The sequence below is a fragment of the Nonlabens sp. YIK11 genome, assembly GCF_001413925.1.
In the GTDB taxonomy this organism is placed as follows: Bacteria; Bacteroidota; Bacteroidia; order Flavobacteriales; family Flavobacteriaceae; genus Nonlabens.
This window is the reverse complement of the sequence record NZ_LBMJ01000001.1, coordinates 2,796,419-2,811,835: the sequence shown is the minus strand read 5'-3', so window position 1 is coordinate 2,811,835 and position 15,417 is coordinate 2,796,419. Positions and strand designations below refer to the sequence as shown.

The window sequence follows — 15,417 nt, the reverse complement described above, 5'->3', positions numbered from 1 at the left end:
AAATATGAAACAATGGATTCCCAATATAATAACATTACTTAATCTGCTTTGTGGTTGCATCGCGGCTGTTTTTGCCCTTAATGACGACTTGATTACCGCTGGAATCCTTGTGGCGGCAGGAATTTTCTTTGACTTTTTTGATGGTCTTGCTGCGAGAATGCTCAAGGTAAGTAGTGAATTGGGTGGCCAATTGGATTCCATGGCAGACCTTGTTACCAGTGGTCTCGTGCCTGGTATCGCTATGTATCAGATGCTCAATGATTCGCTAGGTGTCAATTTATTTGAGGACTCTTTGTCTTTTCAAAGTGCAACTGGCGATTATGCTATCGCCCATCCATTTCTCCCATTGATAGGTTTCTTGATCACAGCAGCCAGTGCGTTGAGACTGGCGCGCTTTAATTTAGACACCAGACAAACAGATTCTTTTATAGGAGTACCGACTCCAGCTAATGCTATTTTGATTATTTCGCTAGCTATTATCGTTCAAAGTACGCATGTAGACTGGATTTATGGATTGCTGAGTAATCCATATATACTCACTGGAATTATTCTTTTAAGTTGCTATTTGCTCAATGCAGAATTGCCTTTATTTGCTCTTAAGTTTAAAAACTTTGGATTCAAGGGCAACGAGATACGATGGATATTTCTACTGATCTGTTTGGTATTGATTGCCACATTACAACTTTATGCGGTTCCTTGCATCATCGTACTTTACATCGCGATGAGTCTGTTGAACAATACGATTCTAGATAAAAAAAGGGCTTAATCAAAGATCTTTTTCTTCCTCAGCTCAAAGTTTTGACCTAGATATACACGACGTACCACTTCGTCTTCGGCGAGTTCTTCTGGATTTCCCTGTTTTAAAATTTTACCTTCAAACATGAGGTACGTGCGGTCTGTAATCGCAAGAGTTTCTTGTACGTTGTGATCGGTAATCAGGATACCGATGTTTTTCTTAGTTAGTTGTGCCACAATACGCTGAATATCTTCTACCGCAACAGGATCGACACCTGCAAATGGTTCGTCCAGCAAGATAAAATTGGGATTGGTCGCTAGGGCTCGCGCAATCTCCGTACGACGACGTTCACCACCAGATAATAAATCACCACGACGTTTGCGTCGATCAGTCAAACCAAATTCCTCCAGCAGCATATCGCGACGTTCCAGCTGTTCTTTTTTGGAAAGATCTGTCAATTGCAAAACGCCCAAAATGTTATCTTCAATAGAAAGCTTTCTAAATACAGAAGCTTCTTGCGCTAGATAACCTATACCGTTTTGTGCACGTTTGTACATGGCATATTTGGTAATATCAGTCTGGTTCAAGAAAACCTTACCAGCAGTAGGTTTCACCAGTCCTACCATCATGTAAAACGTTGTGGTCTTACCAGCACCGTTAGGTCCCAACAAGCCTACGATCTCACCTTGATTTACTTCAAGGGAAACTCCTTTTACAACTGGCCTGCCCTTGTAGGCTTTCTGTAGATTATCTGCGGTTAGCTTTTCTTGCATAGGTGACAAATTTAAGGGTTACCATTCTGAATTCTGATTTCTGAATTCATAATTTAGTAGCTTGCACTATAATACCAATAATCATGCAACTTCCTAGATTTTTAATGGGCGACCATTCTGACCATCCTGACGACATCTTTGTGATCCATACAGAATACCCAAGATTTATCATCAACCTTATTGATGACGAACTGGAATTCATAGACGATATCCAAAAGGCTGATAAAGAAGACCTAGAAGCCGAAACCAAAAATCTCATTGAAGAGGCCAGCCGCTTCTATGATGAGCAGATGGAATTCTACGAGAATGAATGATCTTAAGGAGCTAGATTGGGAAGCTACCGTTGCCTTAAACGATTGGGGTAATGATACTGTCGATCTGTTCTTTAATATCGTGACCCACAAGCTTTATTCCATTCCTTTTTACTTGGTGTTGCTGTTCTTTTTCTATAACAAATTAGGCTGGAAAAACACCTTGATAAGCGTTGTAACCATAGCGATACTCATCGCAGCCAGCGACCAGATTGCCAATCTTTTCAAAGATGGCTTTGAGCGTCTGCGACCTTTTAGGGAACCAGCATTGGAAGGTGTCATTTCAAAAGTAGGTCGCAGTGGTGGTACTTATGGGTTTTATAGCGCTCACTCGAGTAGTGCCATAGGACTGGCCACCTTTGTATGTCTTTTACTTTGGAAGTCGCAACGCGTGCTCTGTATCATTACTATCATATGGGCAATCTTGGTCGCCTATAGCCGAGTCTATCTGGGCCTTCACTATTTAGGCGACATTTTGATGGGTGCCGTGATGGGAGTTCTACTTGGGATAATTTGCTTTAAGTTGTTCGCTTTCGCGAAAGCGAAATATGGATCAACCTCTATCCAATAAACGATCTGCTGCCTCAAAAGCGGTCATTTTTTTAGACATTATCTGCTCTTCGAGATCTGCCAATTGCTCATCCATTCCAGGTTGATGGTAAAATTCAGATTTTAATCGGTCTTCAATAGTTTGATGTAGCCAGTATATTTCCTGCTGGTTTCTTCGTTTCTCAATGCCGTTGTTAGTGTTGCTATGAGATTGAAACGCCTCAATTTGCTCTAAAACATCTGTAATGCCTTCCTGCTTTAAACCGCTGGCAGTAATTACTTTTGTGGACCAGCCATGGTTTTTGGGATGTAGCAGGTGCAAGGCGTTTTTGAATTCACGTTGGGCGTGTTTGGCTGCTGTACGGTTTTCTCCATCGGCTTTGTTGATGACTATGAGGTCTGCCATTTCCATGATGCCTTTTTTGATGCCTTGCAGATCGTCACCAGCGCCGGCGAGTTTGAGTAATAGAAAAAAGTCGGTCATGCTGTGTACAGCCGTTTCGCTTTGACCTACACCAACTGTTTCAATAATGATAAAGTCAAATCCAGCGGCCTCGCAAAGTATAATCGCTTCACGAGTTTTTCGTGCAACGCCTCCCAAAGTCGTTCCCGCAGGACTAGGTCTAATAAAAGCTTGATCGCTTTTGACCAATTCTTCCATCCGGGTTTTATCGCCCAGAATGCTTCCGCGAGAAATACTGCTGGATGGATCGATGGCGAGTACGGCCACTTTTTTTCCTGTCGCAATCAAACTAGATCCTAAGGCTTCTATAAATGTTGATTTTCCAACGCCAGGAACACCCGTAATTCCTAATCGGAATGATTTTCCCGAATAGGGTAGTGCCTTTGATAAAATCGCTTTCGCGAAAGCGATATCTTCACCAGCGGTACTTTCTACTAAGGTAATGACTTGACTTAATGCGCTAATTTTTCCTTTCCTTAACTGCTCAAACAGTGAATCGATATCCACAGCCTTTTTGTGGCGACGCAGGTTGGGATTGATATGGGAAGAATTAGGCAATGGTAGGATTTATGACCTAAAGATCGCAATAAATCTGGACTAACAATCCATTTCCTTGCAGGGATCGTGGCCCCAATTTTTAAGACTGTAGCGCCAGTCAGATTCCTTGATGTCGCTACTGGGCTTTTGTGCCTTATGACGATTGATGTAGCCTATGACTTTGTTCATGTGGTCATAGTTGGTATCTGTAAGTTCGTCTTTTTTCTTGTTTTTGATCTTGATGATCTTGCGCCCCGATTTGTGTCCAATGGCCTCACCGTCGCCGCTGTCCTGACCTACACCTTTAGACTTATCTGTATCCAGCCAGTCTTCCAGTTCGCTAGGCGTCATATTTACCAGATTATAGAATTCATCATAAATCTCATCCTTGCTTTTATCGCTCATGGTTTTTGTTTTGAAGATAAGAAGTGATTTGTATGTAAACTGCTACGGGAATGTTAACAGAATAGTTTTTCTAATGATTACTGCGAGTAAACAGATTGAAATAAGATTCGGATTCGATATTAACTTCACCGTGCCAAGTACAATAATCTACATGATTACTGGATATAAAATCTACTTTCCAATTCAGGCCTTCACCATTCTCAGATTCATTTGATAAAATCTTATAATGCTCTGGTAGTTCACAGAACACATTTATGTAAATACATTTTTCAGATCTGTCATTTAAATATGGAACATACTGAAAGTAGAAATTTTCATAAAGTAGTTTAACGGTTGGGTTTTTTAAAAATTCAAACTGATTTTTATCAATTGCTTGTCTCAAAACTTGCTTTACAATAAATAAATCATTGTTTCCCATTGAGACCAATTTTGACTCTTCCACAGGAAAAAATAAATTATCAAATCTAGGTTTAGGTAAGATAGTTTCTCGATCGGATAAAAAACTATCACCTTTAAAAGAATTGTTACATGATGACTGGAATATTATCATCGCAAAGGCAGCCATGATTAACGGTATAAGTCTTTTTATCATTTCACTAATTTAGATTTTAAACTAGAAATGCCCTGCAAATTGCAAGGCACTATCTATCAAATCGATTTCGCGAAAGCGATATTAATATTTATCCAGTACCCATTCACCTTTGTTGATCAATGGAATGGCTTGTTTGTATTTACATTCCTTGGCTTCTCCAGTCATGATGTTCTTGATGGTAACTTGATCGTTACGGCCTATTTTAGGTTGGTCGCGTGTGATGGTTTCCGTGACGGGCTGGCGTTGTTGCTGGCTTGCACCGGAACCAACGGCTCTATTGCGGGCTGCCTGCTCATCGCTGTTCAAGACTTCATCTTTTGAGGTGGTCGTCTTTTCAGCTTTTTGCTCGCGGGCTTCTTGGATGGCTCTGGAATCCTGAGTGGGCAAGTCGCCTTTAAACATGAAGCCAATAACTTCCTTATTCACCTTATCAATCATCTCTTTGAACAACTCAAATGCCTCAAACTTATAGATCAATAATGGATCTTTTTGCTCGTGAACGGCAAGTTGTACACTTTGTTTCAACTCATCCATCTTGCGAAGGTGCGTTTTCCAAGCATCGTCAATGATCGCAAGCGTAATATTTTTCTCAAAGTCAGTCACTAGGGACTTACCTTCAGAATCGTACGCGTCTTTCAAATTGGTGGACACATTGAGTGTCTTGATGCCATCTGTAAACGGTACGGCAATACGCTCATAGTTGCGCTCGTCATTTTCTACCACATTTTTAATGACTGGATAAACTTCTCTAGCCGTGCGTTCCATCTTCTCTTTGTAGTGCTGGTAAGCAGCTTTGTAGATGGCAGATGTTATTTGTGGCTCTGATTTGGATTTAAATTCTGCTTCTGTCAACGGGCTACTCATGGAGAAGTAGCGAATCAATTCAAAATCAAAGTTTTTGAAGTCCTGTGCGATCTTGTTGGTCTGTGTGATATTTTCTGCAATATCATAGATCATATTTGCAATATCCACTGCAAGACGATCACCGAACAATGCATTGTAACGACGCTTGTAAATCACCTCGCGTTGGGCATTCATCACATCATCATATTCTAATAGACGCTTACGCACTCCAAAGGCGTTTTCTTCCACTTTTTTCTGTGCACGCTCGATGGACTTTGAAATCATGGAATGCTGAATCACTTCGCCTTCTTTCATTCCTAATCTATCCATGGTTTTGGCCATACGCTCAGAACCAAATAATCGCATCAAGTTATCTTCCAGCGATACGTAAAACTGTGAACTTCCTGGATCTCCTTGACGACCAGCACGACCACGCAGCTGTCTATCTACACGACGTGAATCGTGACGCTCTGTACCTATGATGGCAAGACCGCCGGCTTTTTTAACTTCTTCTGATAATTTAATGTCTGTACCACGACCTGCCATGTTTGTGGCGATAGTAATTTGTCCAGCGTTTCCAGCTTCTGCAACGATTTCAGACTCTCGTTTGTGTTGCTTTGCGTTCAATACGTTGTGCTCAATACCAGCACGTTGTAGGGTTCTGCTCAACAACTCAGATATATCCACTGATGTAGTACCTATCAATACAGGACGACCAGCTTCTTTTAATCGAGTCACCTCTTCTATAACGGCGCCGTACTTTTCTCGCTTGGTTTTGTACACCAAATCTTGACGGTCATCACGAGCAATAGGTCTGTTGGTAGGAATCTCTACCACGTCTAGTTTGTAGATTTCCCAGAATTCGCCAGCTTCAGTTACCGCAGTACCGGTCATACCAGCCAGCTTTTTGTACATTCTAAAGTAATTCTGAAGCGTGATGGTAGCAAAGGTCTGCGTGGCATCTTGAATCTTTACATTTTCCTTTGCCTCAATCGCCTGGTGCAATCCATCGCTGTAACGACGGCCATCCATGATACGACCTGTTTGCTCATCAACGATCATGACTTGTTCCTCACTCACCGTTTTGATCGCGCCCGTAGTGGCATCGCGTGTCTTTTTATCTTTAGACATCACGACATATTCTGTATCGCGTTCAAATAGGGTATAAGCCTTCAACAGCTGATTCAACGTGTGAATACGTTCTGATTTTACCGCAAACTCACGGAAGAGTTCCTCTTTCTTCTCTGCTTCTTCTTCCTTGCTCAATCCAGCGCTTTCAATGCGACCTATTTCAACACCTACTTCTGGCATTACAAAGAATTCTGGATCATCATCTCCAGATAGGAATTCAATTCCTTTATCCGTCAATTCTACCTGATTGTTCTTTTCATCAATTACAAAATACAGCTCAGCATCTACGGTAGGCATCTCGCGATTGTTGTCCTGCATGTAGTGGTTCTCTGTCTTTTGCAATAATTGCTTGATACCTTCTTCACTCAAGAACTTGATCAAGGCTTTGTTTTTAGGCAAACCGCGATACACTCTTAGCAATTCAAGTCCACCTTCTTTGGTGTCACCTTCTGCAATTAATTTCTTGGCTTTCGCCAAAGTTTGCACGAGTTCTTTTCTCTGAACACTGACAATGTTTTCTACGGGACGTTTTAGGACATCAAACTCCTGGCGATCACCTTCTGGTACAGGACCAGAAATAATCAATGGTGTACGAGCATCATCGATAAGAACGGAATCCGTTTCATCAATGATCGCATAATTATGTTTGCGTTGTACCAAGTCTGCCGTGGCGTGAGCCATGTTATCCCTCAAGTAATCAAAACCAAATTCATTGTTGGTTCCATAAGTGATATCTGCTAGGTAGGCCTTGCGACGTGCTTCAGAATTGGGCTTATGATAATCAATACAATCAATACTTAAACCGTGAAATTCAAACAATGGTCCTATCCAGGCGCTGTCACGTTTAGCCAGGTAATCATTTACGGTTACAACGTGAACACCGTTACCGGTCAAGGCATTAAGGTACACAGGCAAGGTTGCCACAAGAGTTTTACCTTCACCAGTCTGCATTTCTGCAATTTTACCCATGTGAAGAGCGGTACCTCCTATGATTTGAACATCATAGTGAATCATGTCCCAGGTAATAGGCTTCCCAGCGGCATCCCAAGAGTTGGACCAGATCGCATGATCGCCATCGAGTGTCACATAATCCTTTTCACCGCTTAACTCGCGATCTCTAGAGGTTGCAGCAACTTTGATTTCAGTATTGTGATAAAAACGCTTTGCAGTTTCTTTCATTACCGCAAAGGCTTCTGGCATGATCTCGTTCAGGACAACTTCGGCTTCTTCATAAGCCTGTTCTTGAAGTTTATCTATTTGCTCATAGATCTCTTCACGCTTGTCAATGTCCTCTTCGTTATTGGCATCTTCCTGTAAAGAAGATATTTGCTGTAATGTGTTCGCTTTCGCGGAAGCGATCTTCTCTTTAAACTCAGTAGTTTTATGGCGCAGCTCATCAATCGATAGGCCTTCCATCTCTTTTTCAAAACTCAAAGTCTTAGTGACATTGGGCTGTAGCTCTGCCACGTCTTGTTTTGATTTGTCGCCTACGAATATTTTTAAAACGGAATCTAATAGTCCCATGTGGTGTTATATAATTGATTAATAGCTATTTAAATATTTTAAATCGCTCTTGCTAAGGTCTTAAATTTAAAGCAAAAAAAAAGCCTCATTACGAGACTTTTTAAAAGTTATAGGTGTCTAGTATTCATCCTCATTCCAGAGGTAATCATCGTCTGTAGGATAGTCAGGCCAGATTTCCTGGATAGACTCATAAGAATCACCTTCATCCTCAATAGCTTGCAGGTTTTCTACAACCTCTAGAGGTGCACCGGTACGGATGGCGTAGTCGATAAGCTCATCCTTTTCTGCTGGCCAAGGCGCATCGCTTAAATAGGATGCAAGTTCTAGTGTCCAATACATAATTTTACTCGTTTATTTTTTTGCAAAAATAGACCGTTTGTCCACTTTTCCAAATTTTTTTGATAATTTAAGATTCAAGATTTTAAAGAGCGGTTAAGCTTTTGGAAATCAAATTGTTTTGTCAAAATGTAAAGTGTGATTCCTCAAGGTTGAACTAGCAGATCGTCTTCAATGAAACTGCTAATTATGATCTAATGTTTTTTAGGAATCCACTTGATCTCTTCTGCTTGTAGATCTTTAGACAACTTGCGTGCCAATACAAATAGGTAGTCAGAAAGTCTGTTCAAATACTTGATCACTTGTGGATCGATGGGCTCGCTGGTATTCAAATCCACAGCGAGACGCTCTGCACGTCTACAAACAGTCCTTGTTATGTGACAGAATGACACAGACTGATGGCCGCCTGGCAAGATAAAATGCGTCATTTGCGGTAAACCTTCTTCCATATGGTCCATTTGAGTCTCTAGTTGCGCCACGTGATCGTCAGAAATTTTAGAGATGTTGAGTCTCTCTTGGCCATTTTTGAGCAATTCCTTTTCTGGTGGTGTGGCTAGAATCGCGCCTATGGTAAAAAGGTGATCCTGTATTTCTATGATGAAGTTTTTAGTCGCATCGTCTACTGGCTGGTCTCTAAGCAATCCCATCCATGAATTGAGTTCATCAACGGTTCCATAACTGTCAATTCTCATATTACTTTTAGGGACTCGAGTGCCTCCAAAAAGAGAAGTTTCTCCTGTGTCACCGGTCTTGGTATAAATTTTCATAGATTTTAATTGATAGGAGCACCTGGAAAAATATCATCCTTGTCGTCCTTGACGACAATATCAGGATTGAGCTCCAATAGTTTTTCAATGAACTTCTCATTGTTAGCTGGGCTAATGTAGAGTTCATTGTAATTATCATATTTAACGATGATACCGTTGCGAGCAGTTGCTGGTTTCAAGCCAACCCAAAGAGTTGTGTTTTTAATTACCTGTTCAATCCTCGCGATCTTGACAGATCCTCTTATGGGACCAGACACGTATTTAAGTTCACCATCTTCCAAAACGTAATAGGTCTGAACGTAAATCCATAGCAGAAAAACAGGAACTGCCAGCATCAACAGGATACTGGGAATCCACATTGCTAGGTTTTTTTGCGTATTGCTTAAAGATGAGAAAAGAAGATAGAGCAACAATGTGGTAACAAACACAACCACAATGAGCATTAAAACTCCTTTTTTGCTATTAAATCTCATCTTTAGCTCATTGGTTTTTATTCAGCTTTAGCATGTTGCTCTACAGCATCCCAATATTCATAGGCGCGGCGCAAATGTGGTATCACGATGGTACCACCTACAAGTGTTGCAATGGATAAAGCTTCCACAACTTCTTCTTTTGATAAACCTGCCTTGTAGCTTTCTTCAAGGTGATATTTTACACAATCATCACATCGCAGTACCGTACTGGCGACGAGACCCAACAACTCTTTGGTTTTCTTGTCCAGTGCGCCTGCTGTAAAGGCATTAGTATCAAGGTTGAAGATACGTTTAAGGATTTTATTATTATCCTGAGTAATGGCGCCATTCATGCGCTCACGATACTCGTTGAATTCTTTTACTAAGTCGCTCATTTTTTATGCTGCTAATTTTCTTTTTCTGCGTGCGTCTCTCATCAAGACAAACTTTGATATATAAATACTTACTTCATAAAGTAATAACACTGGAATCGCTACGATCACTTGGCTTGCAATGTCTGGCGGTGTGATGACTGCGGCTACGATCAAAACAATCACTAGGGCGAACTTGCGCGACTTGCGCATAATCTCTGGTGTAACCAGACCAATCTTTGTCAAAAAGTAAATGATGATCGGCAGTTCAAATAATAATCCAGAAGCCAAAACAGATGCTCGAATGTAGGCGATATAACTCGCCAGGCTAGGCTCAGTCACGACTTCTGCGCTCAAATTATAAGTCACCATAAAGTGAACCGATAAAGGTGCAATGATATAGTAGCCAAAAACCACACCTATGAAGAACAATAGCGAACTCACAAAGATGAAACCGCTGCTGTACTTTTTCTCATTACTCTTAAGTCCTGGAGCAATAAACTTCCATACTTGATATAACACCCAAGGAAAAGCAATCACAAATCCTAAGGTAATGGAAGTCCAAATGTGAGCCGAAAATTCATCTGACATCTCTTTGGACTGTACTTTAAAACCGAAGTTAGGATCGCAAAAGTCACTTTCAATCCCAAAGAACCTACCTATGTTACAAAAGAAGTCATAGGTAAAGAAATCGGCACGTTTAGGTCCAAAAATGATGGTGTCAAAAACAAAATCTTTTGCAATGAACACCACAACGGCACCAATCATAATGCCCACTAGCGACCTGATAAGACACCAGCGCAATTCCTCCACGTGGTCCAGAAAAGACATGTTATTGGGGTCAACTTTCTTTCTTGCCATCTAGATAATTCCTTCTCTGATTACATCATGAATGTGAACCACACCTGCATAATGATTTTGATCGTCAATGGTCACGAGCTGAGAAATATGCTTCTCTTCCATGAGCTCGCGTGCCTGTATGGCCATAGCGTCTGCGGGAATGGTTTTAGGATTTGCGGTCATTATATCACTGGCTACTAACGAGTCGATATCCTTGCCGCTGGTGAGCATGCGTCTTAAGTCACCATCGGTTATGATGCCCAGTATTTTTTGATCTTCAACAACCACGGTCATTCCCAGCATGTTTTCTGAAATATTTACGATTACCTCACGCAATGATGTTTGTGGCATCACTTGAGGTTTTGGTCGTTGATCTGCCAGATTTTTTACTCTTAAATAGAGTTTTTTACCTAGTGCACCACCTGGATGGTAGCGGGCAAAATCTGCATCTGTGAAGCCTTTCAATTCCAGCAGGCTTATCGCTAGGGCATCACCCATAACCAGTTGCGCCGTGGTACTTGTGGTAGGAGCAAGGTTGTTGGGGCAAGCTTCCTCAGCAATAGGAGCGTGCAGTATGAAATCTGCTTCGGTACCTAAAAAGGAATTCTTATTACTGGTAATCGCGATTAGTTTATTGTCAAAATTCTTAATAAGTGGCACGAGTACCTTTATTTCTGGAGTGTTTCCGCTTTTTGAAATACAAATCACCACATCGTTTTTTTGAACGATTCCCAGGTCACCATGTATGGCATCTGCGGCGTGCATGAAAATCGCTGGCGTACCAGTGCTGTTCATGGTGGCCACTATTTTCTGTGCAATGATGGCACTTTTGCCTATACCGGTAATGATGACTCTGCCGTTTGAGGTGTGTATGTGTTGTACCGCTTTCGCGAAAGCGATATCCACACAATCTTCCAGCTCCTTAATGGCATTTGCCTCGATACGAATCGTGCGGCGGGCGACTTCCAGAATTTTATTTGTGTTGCTCAAAAGCGTTAGCTGTTTATATCGTTTGTGAGAAACGAATTTAATTGTAAATTGTAGCGAACAAAGATAAACAAAAAGGGAGCAGCCGTATGGCATTTAAGCAATCTGGATTAGAGGAAAACCTCAAAAAATACTTCGGTTTTAGTCAGTTTAGAGGACTGCAAAAAAGCGTGGTCACTTCAGTATTAAATCAGGAAGATGTATTTGTCATCATGCCTACCGGCGGTGGTAAATCGCTTTGCTATCAGTTGCCCGCACTCATGCAGGACGGTACGGCGATCATAGTTTCACCACTCATTGCGTTGATGAAGAATCAGGTGGATGCCATACGTGGTATATCAGATGATGAAGGCGTGGCGCACGTGTTGAATAGCAGCCTCAATAAAAGTGAGGTACAACGAGTCAAGGATGATATTGTCAATGGAGTCACAAAATTACTTTATGTGGCACCAGAATCTCTTACTAAAGAAGAGTACGTTGAATTCCTGAAAGATCAGAAGATCAGTTTCCTTGCGGTAGACGAGGCGCATTGTATAAGTGAATGGGGTCATGATTTTAGACCAGAATACAGAAATCTAAGACGCATCATTGATCGTATAGGTGACGATATCCCTATTATAGGGTTGACGGCAACGGCAACACCTAAAGTACAGGAAGATATCCTCAAGAATCTTCAAATACCCAATGCGACCACTTATAAAGCGTCGTTCAATAGACCAAATCTATTTTATGAAGTACGTCCCAAGACAGATCAGGTGGATGCAGACATCACGAGGTTTATAAAACAAAACGAAGGCAAGTCTGGAATTGTTTACTGCTTGTCTCGCAAACGTGTGGAAGAATTGTCGCAAGTACTTCAAGTCAATGGTATCAAAGCCGTGCCATATCACGCAGGTCTTGATGGCAAGACCAGAGCTTCCCATCAAGATAAGTTCCTCATGGAAGATGTAGATGTGGTGGTGGCGACGATTGCCTTTGGTATGGGAATCGACAAACCAGATGTGCGTTTTGTAATCCATCATGATATTCCAAAAAGTATCGAATCCTATTATCAAGAAACCGGTCGCGCCGGTCGTGATGGTGGTGAAGGTCACTGTCTGGCTTACTATAGTTATAAAGACATTGAAAAGCTTGAGAAATTCATGTCTGGCAAACCTATTGCCGAACAAGAGATAGGACACGCCTTGTTACAGGAAATGGTAGGCTATGCAGAAACGAGCTTGAGCCGCAGGCAGTTCATCCTACATTACTTTGGTGAGGAATTTGATCCAGCCACAGGTGATGGTGGTGACATGGACGATAACATGCGCAACCCAAAACCACAGCGGGAAGCCATTGACGACGTCAAAAAACTGATCGAAGTAATTGACGCGGCAGGCGAGCGTTATAAAGCGAAGGATATTGTCAAGATTCTAGTAGGTAAAAGCAATGCGATGATTACCAGTCACAAGCTGGATTCCCATGAATATTTTGGTAGTGGTAAGGACAAGGAACCAGCCTTCTGGACTGCCTTGATACGACAGGTTATGGTTGCGCGCTATATAAGAAAGGACATAGAATCTTATGGAACGCTTAAGATTACAGATGCGGGTCGCAAATTCCTAAAATCAGGAAAGACCTTCATGATGAGTGATGATCATACCTATCATCAAGAAGATTCCATGCCAGCGGGATCTGGTAAAGCAGCAGCGCTGGACGATAAGCTGGTCAAGATGCTCAAGGAACTGCGCAAAAAAGTCGCCACTCAAAAGAAAGTGCCGCCTTATGTAGTATTTCAAGATCCATCGATTGATGATATGGCCACAAAATATCCTATTTCCCTAGAAGAGATGGCAAACATCCATGGAGTAGGAGATGGTAAGGCTCGCAAATTTGGTAAACCATTTGTAGAATTGATCGCGCGATACGTAGAGGATAATGACATCACGAGAGCTGATGATCTAGTTATAAAATCTACAGGTACTAAATCTGGCAATAAACTATACTTCATAACCAGTATTGACCGCAAACTTTCCTTTGATGACATTGCAGATGCCAAAGGCATGGAGATGCACGAACTTATCAATGAGTTGGAAAGTATCGTTTTTAGCGGTACAAAACTCAACATTAGTTACTGGGTAGACGAGATGCTGGATGAGGAGCAACAGGAAGATTTACATGAATACTTCCTGGAAGCCGAAAACGACCACATCGATGCCGCCATGGAAGAGTTTGACGGCGAGTACGAGGAAGAAGAAATCCGCTTGTATCGATTGAAGTTTATTAGTGAGGTTGGGAATTAAAATCGTTCTACTCTGTCAATAGGTACTGAATATCGATAATCTCACCAGGGCTAGTGTTTCCAAAATTCAAACTTTCTTCAAAATCAGCAGTAAAGAGACAGCTGGAGTTAGCAGGTATGGAAGGACATGTCGTGGTTGCAACATTTAGAAAAATAGGACCGGTACCCGTAATATCTCCAGTGCGTATCGTTGTAATGGGTAGACCAGTTACATCTCTATCACTATTATTATTTAGCTTTATTTCAAAACGTAGTCTACTGGTGTTGTTTCCTGTGTCTGGCGTGAATTCATAAAAGATTATTTCATAAGTAAAGCCTTCTAAATACGGCGGCTCCACGACTTGCAAAGCTGTAGGTTCAGGAAAACTACAAGGAACCTCTTGTGTTGTGTTGGTGGTGTACGATTGATTACCGACAAAATAAACTTGCGGTATTGAGATGCTTTTTGTGCAATCGTCATCCGAGGATCCGCAGGAGGTTGTGGCGATCATGAGGCATAGTGCCAAAATTGTTCTGAGAAAGGTCTTTTTGTTTTTCATAGAAAACGAAGATAACGGCCGATCGCAAATATCATTAGGTTTAAAGGATATTTTTTTGCTCATTTCCAATTACGGTCTTGTAAAATGGGTTTCTGCTATCTCAAAAGCAGCTGGAATTGATGTGGTCTGAAGAATATTTCGCTTTCGCGAAAGCGAACTCATTCTATTCATTATTAGGGATTTGATACAATCTTTACCAAAGAGTTACGCAAACGATTTCGTAAATGGCACGATGCTTGGAATTCATACTATAAGCGGATGCCGAAAAGCTTATAGAGTAGGCGACACCCTAATACTATAGTCATGAAAAAAATTCTACTATTTATGGCAGCTGGTCTAATGTTGACTACTGCGCAGGCAATGGAGACATCCATAAGCGATGGACCTATCAAAGGGTACTCAAAGCGTTACAAAAAAGTGCAGCCAGTACTGTTCACTCACAATTTTATTGATTTTGCCCTCTATCCTGATGGCAGTCTGGAATTTGAGATTCCTAGATATTCAAATGCTACGGTTTTCACAAGGCCGGCTGTTGATAGACGACGCAGCGTAGGCGCGAGTCAGGGAAATGTACGTTATAATAGGTTAGGTCAAGTGACTTTGATCAATAACACAAGAGTATCGTACAATCGTGATGGTACTGTCGCTAGAATAGGCCGTCTGGATGTGGACTATTACCGCGGTATCCTTGATCGCGTTGGTGGACTTGAAGTGAGATACGATAAAAAAGGCAGATTTATCGCCGCTCGTGGTCATGTAGATGTCTATGCAGATTTAGGAAGACGTCACGATTGTACTTCCCATAATTTTGGACATTTTGATGATGGCTATGCCCATAACGATTGGGATGATGGAGTTTATTTCAAACGTGCAAAAATTAAAAAATAACTGTTTACAAACCTAAACGCCTTGTTATCCAACAAGGCGTTTTTTATTGGTGGTGGTAGTTCTAAAATTGTTTTTTAGATCACTTAACTTTG

At 41.4% G+C, this 15,417-nt stretch carries 17 protein-coding genes; 5 read left to right on the top strand and 12 right to left on the bottom strand.

The window, feature by feature from the left end:
* Positions 1 to 4: 4 nt before the first annotated feature.
* The gene (locus AAU57_RS12805) at positions 5 to 766 is read left to right on the top strand and encodes a CDP-alcohol phosphatidyltransferase family protein (RefSeq protein WP_055413285.1); all 762 of its coding nucleotides are present in this window, start codon (positions 5 to 7) and stop codon (positions 764 to 766) included.
* Here AAU57_RS12805 and lptB read toward each other — a convergent pair.
* Entirely contained in the window at positions 763 to 1,509 is a 747-nt protein-coding gene (gene lptB, locus AAU57_RS12800; protein ID WP_055413284.1) for an LPS export ABC transporter ATP-binding protein, read from the bottom strand. The genes AAU57_RS12805 and lptB overlap by 4 nt on opposite strands.
* A gap of 83 nt (positions 1,510 to 1,592) precedes the next feature.
* Here lptB and AAU57_RS12795 point away from each other — a divergent pair, with 83 nt between their 5' ends.
* Entirely contained in the window at positions 1,593 to 1,823 is a 231-nt protein-coding gene (locus AAU57_RS12795) for a hypothetical protein (protein ID WP_055413283.1), read from the top strand.
* Positions 1,816 to 2,391 (top strand): phosphatase PAP2 family protein, encoded by a 576-nt coding sequence (locus AAU57_RS12790; protein WP_055413282.1) that lies wholly within the window; start codon positions 1,816 to 1,818, stop codon positions 2,389 to 2,391. The genes AAU57_RS12795 and AAU57_RS12790 overlap by 8 nt, the downstream gene beginning before the upstream one ends.
* On the opposite strand, the gene meaB is transcribed toward AAU57_RS12790, so the two are convergent.
* The 10 genes from meaB to AAU57_RS12740 all read right to left on the bottom strand — a co-directional run bounded on the left by meaB (position 2,374) and on the right by AAU57_RS12740 (position 11,620).
* On the bottom strand, positions 2,374 to 3,390 hold the full coding sequence (gene meaB, locus AAU57_RS12785; protein WP_055413281.1) for a methylmalonyl Co-A mutase-associated GTPase MeaB: 1,017 nt from the start codon (positions 3,388 to 3,390) through the stop codon (positions 2,374 to 2,376). The genes AAU57_RS12790 and meaB overlap by 18 nt on opposite strands.
* A gap of 39 nt (positions 3,391 to 3,429) precedes the next feature.
* A complete protein-coding gene (locus AAU57_RS12780) occupies positions 3,430 to 3,774 on the bottom strand; it encodes a DUF3140 domain-containing protein (protein ID WP_055413280.1) in 345 nt (114 codons plus the stop codon).
* A 70-nt stretch (positions 3,775 to 3,844) separates the two neighbouring features.
* Entirely contained in the window at positions 3,845 to 4,366 is a 522-nt protein-coding gene (locus AAU57_RS12775) for a hypothetical protein (protein WP_055413279.1), read from the bottom strand.
* 81 nt (positions 4,367 to 4,447) lie between these two features.
* Positions 4,448 to 7,864, bottom strand: a complete 3,417-nt coding sequence (gene secA / locus AAU57_RS12770) for a preprotein translocase subunit SecA (protein ID WP_055413278.1) — start codon at positions 7,862 to 7,864, stop codon at positions 4,448 to 4,450.
* Positions 7,865 to 7,981: 117 nt separating this feature from the next.
* Positions 7,982 to 8,203, bottom strand: coding sequence for a DUF2795 domain-containing protein (locus AAU57_RS12765; RefSeq protein ID WP_055413277.1), 222 nt, complete (start codon positions 8,201 to 8,203; stop codon positions 7,982 to 7,984).
* A 191-nt stretch (positions 8,204 to 8,394) separates the two neighbouring features.
* Positions 8,395 to 8,967 (bottom strand): cob(I)yrinic acid a,c-diamide adenosyltransferase, encoded by a 573-nt coding sequence (locus tag AAU57_RS12760; protein WP_055413276.1) that lies wholly within the window; start codon positions 8,965 to 8,967, stop codon positions 8,395 to 8,397.
* Between the two features lie 5 nt (positions 8,968 to 8,972).
* A complete protein-coding gene (locus tag AAU57_RS12755; RefSeq protein WP_082438631.1) occupies positions 8,973 to 9,440 on the bottom strand; it encodes a PH domain-containing protein in 468 nt (155 codons plus the stop codon).
* 17 nt (positions 9,441 to 9,457) lie between these two features.
* Positions 9,458 to 9,814, bottom strand: coding sequence for a carboxymuconolactone decarboxylase family protein (locus tag AAU57_RS12750; protein ID WP_055413274.1), 357 nt, complete (start codon positions 9,812 to 9,814; stop codon positions 9,458 to 9,460).
* Between the two features lie 3 nt (positions 9,815 to 9,817).
* The gene (tatC, locus tag AAU57_RS12745) at positions 9,818 to 10,651 is read right to left on the bottom strand and encodes a twin-arginine translocase subunit TatC (RefSeq protein ID WP_055413273.1); all 834 of its coding nucleotides are present in this window, start codon (positions 10,649 to 10,651) and stop codon (positions 9,818 to 9,820) included.
* A complete protein-coding gene (locus AAU57_RS12740) occupies positions 10,652 to 11,620 on the bottom strand; it encodes an SIS domain-containing protein (protein WP_055413272.1) in 969 nt (322 codons plus the stop codon). It lies immediately after the preceding gene.
* Between the two features lie 86 nt (positions 11,621 to 11,706).
* Here AAU57_RS12740 and recQ point away from each other — a divergent pair, with 86 nt between their 5' ends.
* Positions 11,707 to 13,899, top strand: a complete 2,193-nt coding sequence (gene recQ / locus AAU57_RS12735; protein ID WP_055413271.1) for a DNA helicase RecQ — start codon at positions 11,707 to 11,709, stop codon at positions 13,897 to 13,899.
* A gap of 7 nt (positions 13,900 to 13,906) precedes the next feature.
* Here recQ and AAU57_RS12730 read toward each other — a convergent pair whose 3' ends face one another.
* The gene (locus AAU57_RS12730) at positions 13,907 to 14,389 is read right to left on the bottom strand and encodes a hypothetical protein (protein ID WP_231717819.1); all 483 of its coding nucleotides are present in this window, start codon (positions 14,387 to 14,389) and stop codon (positions 13,907 to 13,909) included.
* A 351-nt stretch (positions 14,390 to 14,740) separates the two neighbouring features.
* On the opposite strand from AAU57_RS12730, the gene AAU57_RS12725 reads away from it, so the two are divergent.
* Positions 14,741 to 15,325, top strand: a complete 585-nt coding sequence (locus AAU57_RS12725) for a hypothetical protein (protein ID WP_156340166.1) — start codon at positions 14,741 to 14,743, stop codon at positions 15,323 to 15,325.
* Positions 15,326 to 15,417: the final 92 nt, after the last annotated feature.

What these genes read in the sequence shown, in the direction of transcription:
- AAU57_RS12760 (WP_055413276.1), bottom strand. Translation starts at nt 8,967, where the DNA reads ATGAAAATTTATACCAAGACCGGTGACACAGGAGAAACTTCTCTTTTT.
- recQ (WP_055413271.1), top strand. Translation starts at nt 11,707, where the DNA reads ATGGCATTTAAGCAATCTGGATTAGAGGAAAACCTCAAAAAATACTTC.
- AAU57_RS12730 (WP_231717819.1), bottom strand. Translation starts at nt 14,389, where the DNA reads ATGATCGCCACAACCTCCTGCGGATCCTCGGATGACGATTGCACAAAA.
- AAU57_RS12795 (WP_055413283.1), top strand. Translation starts at nt 1,593, where the DNA reads ATGCAACTTCCTAGATTTTTAATGGGCGACCATTCTGACCATCCTGAC.
- AAU57_RS12780 (WP_055413280.1), bottom strand. Translation starts at nt 3,774, where the DNA reads ATGAGCGATAAAAGCAAGGATGAGATTTATGATGAATTCTATAATCTG.
- AAU57_RS12775 (WP_055413279.1), bottom strand. Translation starts at nt 4,366, where the DNA reads ATGATAAAAAGACTTATACCGTTAATCATGGCTGCCTTTGCGATGATA.
- AAU57_RS12755 (WP_082438631.1), bottom strand. Translation starts at nt 9,440, where the DNA reads ATGAGATTTAATAGCAAAAAAGGAGTTTTAATGCTCATTGTGGTTGTG.
- AAU57_RS12765 (WP_055413277.1), bottom strand. Translation starts at nt 8,203, where the DNA reads ATGTATTGGACACTAGAACTTGCATCCTATTTAAGCGATGCGCCTTGG.
- AAU57_RS12805 (WP_055413285.1), top strand. Translation starts at nt 5, where the DNA reads ATGAAACAATGGATTCCCAATATAATAACATTACTTAATCTGCTTTGT.
- AAU57_RS12790 (WP_055413282.1), top strand. Translation starts at nt 1,816, where the DNA reads ATGAATGATCTTAAGGAGCTAGATTGGGAAGCTACCGTTGCCTTAAAC.
- tatC (WP_055413273.1), bottom strand. Translation starts at nt 10,651, where the DNA reads ATGGCAAGAAAGAAAGTTGACCCCAATAACATGTCTTTTCTGGACCAC.
- secA (WP_055413278.1), bottom strand. Translation starts at nt 7,864, where the DNA reads ATGGGACTATTAGATTCCGTTTTAAAAATATTCGTAGGCGACAAATCA.
- AAU57_RS12725 (WP_156340166.1), top strand. Translation starts at nt 14,741, where the DNA reads ATGAAAAAAATTCTACTATTTATGGCAGCTGGTCTAATGTTGACTACT.
- AAU57_RS12750 (WP_055413274.1), bottom strand. Translation starts at nt 9,814, where the DNA reads ATGAGCGACTTAGTAAAAGAATTCAACGAGTATCGTGAGCGCATGAAT.
- lptB (WP_055413284.1), bottom strand. Translation starts at nt 1,509, where the DNA reads ATGCAAGAAAAGCTAACCGCAGATAATCTACAGAAAGCCTACAAGGGC.